Origin of the sequence: Rhodopseudomonas sp. BR0C11, assembly GCF_010820945.1 — a bacterium.
Taxonomy (GTDB): Bacteria; Pseudomonadota; Alphaproteobacteria; order Rhizobiales; family Xanthobacteraceae; genus Rhodopseudomonas; species Rhodopseudomonas palustris_H.
Map to the genome: position 1 here is coordinate 1 of NZ_QTKI01000222.1, position 7,773 is coordinate 7,773.

The 7,773-nt window shown below is 64.9% G+C and carries 7 protein-coding genes; 2 read left to right on the forward strand and 5 right to left on the reverse strand.

The features are described 5' to 3' along the window. The 5 genes from DYI24_RS16635 to DYI24_RS16655 all read right to left on the reverse strand — a co-directional run. The coding region (locus tag DYI24_RS16635; RefSeq protein WP_164573090.1) for an ATP-binding cassette domain-containing protein at positions 1 to 143 on the reverse strand (143 nt) is incomplete at its 3' end. Then, positions 140 to 1,084 (reverse strand): branched-chain amino acid ABC transporter permease, encoded by a 945-nt coding sequence (locus DYI24_RS16640; protein WP_164573091.1) that lies wholly within the window; start codon positions 1,082 to 1,084, stop codon positions 140 to 142. The genes DYI24_RS16635 and DYI24_RS16640, both read right to left, overlap by 4 nt. Positions 1,085 to 1,087: 3 nt before the next feature. Then, positions 1,088 to 1,960 (reverse strand): branched-chain amino acid ABC transporter permease, encoded by an 873-nt coding sequence (locus DYI24_RS16645; RefSeq protein WP_164573092.1) that lies wholly within the window; start codon positions 1,958 to 1,960, stop codon positions 1,088 to 1,090. A 168-nt stretch (positions 1,961 to 2,128) separates the two neighbouring features. Next, a complete protein-coding gene (locus tag DYI24_RS16650) occupies positions 2,129 to 3,310 on the reverse strand; it encodes an ABC transporter substrate-binding protein (RefSeq protein WP_164573093.1) in 1,182 nt (393 codons plus the stop codon). A 275-nt stretch (positions 3,311 to 3,585) separates the two neighbouring features. Beyond that, positions 3,586 to 4,896, reverse strand: coding sequence for a UDP-glucose dehydrogenase family protein (locus tag DYI24_RS16655; RefSeq protein ID WP_164573094.1), 1,311 nt, complete (start codon positions 4,894 to 4,896; stop codon positions 3,586 to 3,588). 210 nt (positions 4,897 to 5,106) lie between these two features. On the opposite strand from DYI24_RS16655, the gene DYI24_RS16660 reads away from it, so the two are divergent. After that, positions 5,107 to 6,459, forward strand: coding sequence for a hypothetical protein (locus DYI24_RS16660; protein ID WP_164573095.1), 1,353 nt, complete (start codon positions 5,107 to 5,109; stop codon positions 6,457 to 6,459). Between the two features lie 64 nt (positions 6,460 to 6,523). Beyond that, positions 6,524 to 7,720: a methionine adenosyltransferase gene (gene metK / locus DYI24_RS16665; RefSeq protein ID WP_107345697.1), complete on the forward strand. Its 1,197-nt coding sequence runs from the start codon at positions 6,524 to 6,526 to the stop codon at positions 7,718 to 7,720. Positions 7,721 to 7,773: the final 53 nt, after the last annotated feature.

Here is a 7,773-nt window from a genome sequence, read left to right on the forward strand (position 1 = left end):
ACATTGAACAGCGTGGTCTTGCCGGCGCCGTTCGGGCCGATGATCGACAGAATTTCGCCGGGCGCCGCCGTGAAGCCGACGCCGTCGATCGCTTTGACGCCGCCGAATGCGATGCCGACGTCGCTCACCTTCAGAAGCGTCATCGCCGCGCCCTCATCGTCAGCTTTGCCAGCATCGGCACCATGCCGTCGCGCATGAAGATCATCGACACGATGATGATCAGGCCGAGCAGGAAATGCTCATAGTCCTGAAACACCGTCAGCAGCTGCGGCAGCACCACCAGCACCGCGGCGCCGACGATGCTGCCGACGATCGAGCCGAGGCCGCCGAGCACTACCATCGTCACCAGCTCGACCGAATGCAGGAAGCCCGCCTGATCCGGATTGACGAAGCCGTTCATCATCGCCAGCGCCGAGCCGGCGATCGAGGCGTACACCGCCGCGATGACGAAGGCCTGCAGCTTGAAGCGTTCGACATGCACGCCGGCGGTGCGCGCGGCGATCTCGCTGTCGTGCAGCGCCCGGAAGGCACGCCCGGTGGGCGTGTCGTCGAGGTTGAGCGCGAACCAGGTGCCGATCAGCAACAGCCCCGCCGTGATCCAGTACCAGGTGTTCGAGCCGGAGACGCGCCAGCCGAACAGACTGAGCTTCGGCACCGGCATGCCGTCAGGCCCCCCGGTCCAGCCGCTTTCGGTGGTGATCACCATCGCCACCAGCACGCCGAGTCCGAGCGTGGCGATGGCGAGGTAATGTCCCTTCAGCTGCAGGATGGGGCGGCCGACCAGAAAAGCGAGCAGGGCGGAGAGCAGAGCGCCGACCAGCACCGCGAGCAGCGCGTTGAGGCCTAAATGCGCCGGCCCGATCGCCACCGCATAAGCGCCGATGCCGAAGAAGCCGGCATGGCCGAGGCTGACCTGGCCGGCCTTGCCCATCAGAATGTTGAGCCCGATCGCCGCAAGCGCCGACACCCAGACTAGCGAGGCGACCCGAAAGTAATAGCTCGATGGAAACAGCAGCGGCAGCACCGCCATCACGACGGCGAGCGTGACCAGAATGACGGACCGGCGTCCGAACAGGTTCAGCATCACTCAAACCCGCTCGACGGTGCGACGGCCGACCAGCCCCTGCGGCGCGACGAACAGCACGGCGAGGATGACGATGAAGGCGATGGCGTCCTTGTAGGTTGACGATACGTAGCCGGCGCCGAACGATTCCAGCAGGCCCAGCAACAGGCCGCCGATCACGGCCCCGAGCGGGTTCCCCATGCCCCCGAGCATCGCGGCCGCAAAGCCTTTCAGCGCCAGCAGCGTGCCGACGTCGTAGCTGGTCAGGGTGATCGGGGTGATCAGGATTCCGGCGATGGCGCCGATCGCGGCCGAGCCGCCGAAGGCGAGCGCCATCACGGTGGCAACGTTGACGCCGACCAGCCGCGCCGCGAGCCGGTTGGCGGCGGTGGCGACCACAGCCTTGCCGATCAGCGTCCGCTCCATCACGTAGTACAGCGTCAGCACCACCAGGGCCGCGCCGCCGAGCACCCACAGGCTCTGCGGCTGGATCACCGCGCCGAAGAGGTGGATCGGCGTCTCGCCGGAGAAGGCCGGCAGTTTGTGGAATTGCTTATCGAACACGATCTGGGCCGCGCCGCGCAGCAGGATCGAGGCGCCGATGGTGATGATAATCAGCGACACCGCGGAGGCGCCGCGCGCCGGTGCGATCGCCAGCCAATACAGCAGCAGCCCGACCACCACGGCGACGATCACCGCCAGCAGGGCTGCCAGCGGTAGCGGCACGCCAGCCGCGTACGCAAACACGGTGACCATGCCGCCGAGCATGACGAATTCGCCCTGGGCGAAATTGACGACGTCGGAGGCGTGATAGACCAGCGTGAAGCCGAGCGCGACCAGCGCATACACCGCTCCGACCGTCAGCCCCGAGATCAAGAATTGCAGCAGTTCGGACATGGCGCGGGAGTGACTTTCAGATCGATGGAACGCGCGGCAGATCGCCCAGAGCTCTCGTCATTCCGGGACGCGCGTGAAACGCGCGAACCCGGAATCCAGAAGTTGTTAGGTCGAGATTCCGGGTTCGCGGACGGGTGCCCGCGCCCCCGGAATGACATCCGACTTTGCTCAGCTGCCCGGCGCTACTAGCATCCAATCGCCGTTCTTGACCTCGAGCATCCGGAACGCCGACAGGTCGAGGCCGAGGTGATCGGTCGGCGACATGGTGACGATGCCGCCGGTGCCGACGAAGCCCTTGGTGGCTTCGATCTCGTCGCGCACCTTCTTCGGATCAGCCGACTTCGCCCGCTTCATCGCGTCCACCAGGATGTAGAGGCCGTCGTAAGCGTGACCGCCGAAGGTCGAGACCGGCTGTTTGGTCGTGTTTTCGTAAGTCGCCTTGTACTCGGTCACGACCTTCTTCTGTGGATCGTTATCCGGCAGCTTGTCGGCAACGAGCAGCGCGGCGGCGGGCAGCCGCACGCCTTCAGCTGCGGGGCCGGCGAGCTCGATGAAGCTCTTCGAGGCGACGCCGTGGCTCTGGTAGAACGGGGTCGACGACATGCCGAGCTGCGCGTAGTTGCGGGTGACGATCGCCGGGCCCTGGCCAAAGCCGGGATTGACCACCGCCTCGACGCCCGGGGCAGCCTTGATCTTGGTGAGCTGTGCCGTCATGTCGCTGTCGCGCGGGCCGTAGGTTTCTTCGGCCACGATGCTGACGCCGTAGTTCGGCGCGACCTTCAGGCACTGCGCCCGCATCGACGAACCAAAGCCGTCGGTGCCGGAGATCATCGCCACCTTGGTGAATTTGCGCGCCTTGATGTTCTCGAAGATCTTCTCGCACGCCATCTTGTCGGTGTGCGGGGTCTTGAACACGTATTTGCGGACAGGATCGATGATTTCGACCGCGCCGGCAAACGAGATGAACGGGATCTGTGCTTCCTCGAACACCGGGATCATCGCCATCGTGGTGCCGGTGGTCGAGCCGCCGATCATCGCCACCACTTTGTCGTCCTCGACCAAGCGGGTGGCGAAAGTGCGCGCCTTGTTGGCGTCGCCGCCGTCGTCATAGACGACGAGTTCGATCTTCTTGCCGTCGACCCCGCCCGCGGCGTTGATCTTGTCGACATACATCTTCAGCGTCTTGTCCTCGGGATCGCCGAGGAACGACGCGGGGCCGGTGATCGACAGCACCGAGCCGAGCTTGATGGTGGATTGCGCCAATGCGCCGTGCATCAGCGAGAAGCTGGACAACGCCAGAGCCGTCGCGCCGACGGCGAAGCTGCGCAGGACATGCGTGTAGCGAGACATGAATCTGTTTCCTCCGTTGCAGGCTGCGCTTCTTGCGAGCGTCTTTGGCCTGATCCAATCCCGGTGCCTTGTATACGACGCCGACCGCGCCGATCGCACCTTATGCTTTCTGCTGATCGTAAAGCTTAACCGAACGGTCGGTCAATAGTGTTGCGCAAGTGCGCGCAGCCGCTGCCGTTGATGCGGCGCGATCAGCAAGCAGGATGGAGATCGGAGAAGCGGGTGCCGTGCGGCAGCGGCCGGCGCTACAAAAATCAGCAGCGCCGGCGGCGTAACTACGCGTCGCCGCGGCCGACGCTGTGATAGTCGAAGCCGTGCTCGGCCATTTCGGCGGGGCGGTAGATGTTGCGCAGATCGACGACGATCGGCTGGGCCATTGCGGCTTTCAGCCGCGGCAGATCGAGCGCGCGGAATTGCACCCACTCGGTGACGATCACCAGCGCGTCGGCGCCCTTGGCGCAGTCGTAGGCGTCTTCGCAATAGGTGATATCCGGCAGCTCCGCCTTGGCCTGCGCCATGCCAGCGGGATCGAACGCCTTCACCCGGGCGCCCATGTCGGTGAGGCCGGTGACGAGCGGAATCGACGGTGCCTCGCGCATGTCGTCGGTATCCGGCTTGAAGGTCAGGCCGAGCACCGCGACGGTCTTGCCGCGCATGTTGCCGCCGAGTGCGTGCGAGACCTTGCGGGCCATTGCGCGCTTGCGGTTGTCGTTGACGGCGAGGACGGCCTCGACGATCCGCACCGGCACGTCGTGATCATGGGCGGTCTGTACCAGCGCGCGGGTGTCCTTGGGGAAGCACGAGCCGCCGAAGCCGGGGCCGGCGTGGAGGAATTTGGAGCCGATCCGGTTGTCCATACCGATGCCGCGAGCGACGTCCTGGACGTCGGCGCCCACCTTTTCGGCGAGGTCGGCCATCTCGTTGATGAAGGTAATCTTGGTCGCCAGGAACGCGTTGGCGGCATATTTGATCAGCTCGGCGGTGCGCCGCGCGGTGTACATCAGCGGGCCCTGGTTCAGCGACAGTGGGCGGTAGATCTCGCCCAGCACCTTGCGTGCGCGTTCGTCATTGGTGCCGATCACGATCCGGTCGGGGAATTTGAAGTCGCGGATGGCGGCGCCCTCGCGCAGGAATTCGGGGTTCGAGGCCACTGCCGCGTCGGCCGTTGGATTGGTCTCGCGGATCAGCCGCTCGACCTCGTCGCCGGTGCCCACCGGGACCGTCGACTTCGTCACAACAACGGTGAATCCCTTTAGGGCAGCGGCGATTTCCTTTGCGGCCGCATACACATAGGACAGGTCCGCATGGCCGTCCCCGCGCCGCGACGGAGTGCCAACGGCGATGAACACAGCGTCCGCTTCGCCCACTGGGGCGGTCAGGTCGGTGGTGAAGTCGAGCCGCCCGGCCTTGACGTTGGCTGCGACCAGCTCGTCAAGTCCCGGTTCGTAAATGGGAATTTCGCCCCGATGCAGGGCAGCGATCTTGCCGGCATCCTTGTCGACGCAGGTCACCTGGTGGCCGAAGTCCGCAAAGCAGGCCCCAGACACCAGCCCCACATAACCGGTCCCAATCATCGTGATGCGCATCGCTCAATCCGTTCCGTAGGCTACCCAGCCGTTCCAGGGCTCGCCCGCCTCTTAGCAGATGGATTGCTGTTTCCCAATGACAGACTATTAGGTGCTGAATCGGATTTGCACCGATTTATCGATGGTACTCATCTCATCGTCGCCCTTCCGGCGGTGGGAAATGCGTGCTATGGGACTTCACCGAAGTGGAACTGCCCACCCCGCCGTTACATGAATAACGACCAGCTTCTCAACCGGATATCGGACTATTGCCGTCAGGCCGGGATGGCCGAGACGACGTTTGGCCGGCGTGCGGTCAATGACGGCAAGCTGGTGTACCGGCTGCGCGAGGGAAAACGCATTACCCTGGACACTCTGGAGCGGATTGAGGCGTTTGTTGCTGCTGGGCTGGGCGTTGCGCCGCCGCCGCGGGGGCTGGTGGTGCCGCTGGAGCGGCGGGACCCGCGCAGCAACTTCCGGTTTTTCGAGAACCGCCAGAAATATCTATTGTTCGTCCACACTTGCGGGGAAAAGCGGGTGGTGGCGGACCGCGTCGCGCTGGAGCTCGCCAACATTCACCCCCGCCCGCCCGCGCTGCGCGTGTTCGATGCGGGGTGCGGGGACGGCACGGTTCTGGCGCGCGTGTTGCGTGCGATGCATGGGCGGTTCCCCCAGATACCGTTCTACGTCTCCGGCAAGGAGCTCAGCGTCGAGGACCTGCGGCTGACGCTCGACAAGGTGCCGGACCGGCTGTTCGAGCACCCGGCCTCGGTGTTCGTATTCACCAACATGAACTATGCCGAAGCGCCCTGGCTGACGCCGGCGTCCTCCGCGGCTGCCGCCGGGATGATCTGGCACGAGGTGGCGCTGCGCGGGGGCTCTTCGGGCGAATTCGAGACCCAGATCGCCGAGCTGGCGCCGTTCCTGCAGGACAACTGGCGCGCCAATGTCAGCCCGCGCACCGGGATGCCGGTGTACGAGCGCCCGGTCGCGATCGTGCTGTACCGCGAGGACCACCGCTTCCTGCTCGACGCCGTGATCCCGCGCGCCGGCCGCACCGAGGCGAATTTCGACCTGATCATCGCCTCGCAGCCCTACCGGGCGAAATCATCCGTCAACTTCCGGGCCAAGCGGATCATCGCGCCGCTGGCCCGCGCACTGCGCCCCGGCGGCCGGCTGATCGGCATCCATTCCCACGGCCACGATCCCGGATTGGAAATCGTCCAATCGATCTGGCCGGACGAGAACCCGTTCTCGGTCAGCCGCCACGAATTGTTGCGCGCGGTCAAATACGAGCTCGGCTCGGCTGGTAGAGACCTGAACTTCAATGCCTACGCCGATAACCGCTCGATCTTTCGCTACGATATGGAGGCTTTGCCCAATGAGGTCACCGGACCGATCGGCAATTCGACGGCCTTTGCAGCATGGAATGCCGCGGTGTATGTCGCGCAGATCGAGGACGACCGGCTCACGGAAGTGACTCGGGACGGCCAGTACTTGGAAGCCACCAGAGAAGTTCTGCGCAAGCACAGCGGTCTCTGGTTCAACGACGAATCCTACGTCATCTCGCGCAGGCGCGACTGACATCTCTCAGGATAGGTATCTTTCACGAAAACACCGCCGGGGTCCGGCGGACAAGGGGTTGGTGATGCGCGCGTCTTATATGTTCACGAGTGAGTCCGTGTCCGAAGGCCATCCGGACAAAGTTTGCGACCGGATTTCCGACGAGATCGTCGATCTGTTCTACCGCGAAGGGCCGAAGGCCGGGATCGATCCGTGGGCGATCCGTGCCGCCTGCGAAACGCTCGCGACCACCAACAAGGTGGTGATCGCCGGTGAGACCCGCGGCCCGGCCTCGGTCACCAACGAGCAGATCGAGCACGTCGTCCGCGAAGCCATCAAGGACATCGGCTACGAGCAGGACGGCTTCCACTGGAAGACCTGCGATATCGAGATCCTGCTGCATCCGCAGTCGGCCGACATCGCGCAGGGCGTCGACGCGCTGCAGCCCGGCACCAACAAGGAAGAGGGCGCCGGCGACCAGGGCATCATGTTCGGCTACGCCACCAACGAAACCCCCGATCTGATGCCGGCGCCGATCTTCTACGCCCACAAGATCCTGCGGCTGATCTCGGAAGCCCGCCACTCCGGCAAGGAGAAGGTGCTCGGCCCGGACTCCAAGAGCCAGGTGACGATCCAGTACGAGAACGGCAAGCCGCAATATGTCCGCGAGATCGTGGTGTCGCATCAGCACCTCGTCGAGGATCTGACCTCGAACCAGGTTCGCGACTGCGTCGAGCCTTATGTGCGCCAGGCGCTGCCCGCCGGCTGGATCACCGACAAGACGATCTGGCACATCAACCCGACCGGCAAGTTCTTCATCGGCGGCCCGGATGGTGACTCCGGCCTGACCGGGCGCAAGATCATCGTCGATACTTACGGCGGCGCGGCCCCGCATGGCGGCGGTGCGTTCTCCGGCAAGGACCCGACCAAGGTCGACCGCTCGGCCGCTTATGCGGCGCGCTACCTCGCCAAGAACGTCGTCGCCGCCGGCCTCGCCGACAAGTGCACCCTGCAGCTCGCTTACGCGATCGGCGTGGCGCGCCCGCTGTCGATCTACATCGACACCCACGGCACCGGAAAGGTCGCCGAGGACAAGCTCGAGACCATCGTGGCCGAGGTGATGGACCTGACCCCGCGCGGCATCCGCACCCACCTCGACCTCAACAAGCCGATCTACGCCCGGACCTCGTCCTACGGCCATTTCGGCCGCACCCCGGACGCCGACGGCGGCTTCTCCTGGGAGAAGACCGATCTTGCCGACGCCATGAAGCGTGCGGTGTAACTAGAGCGATACCACCGTCTCTAACCTCTCCCCGCGCGCGGGGCGAGGTCGGG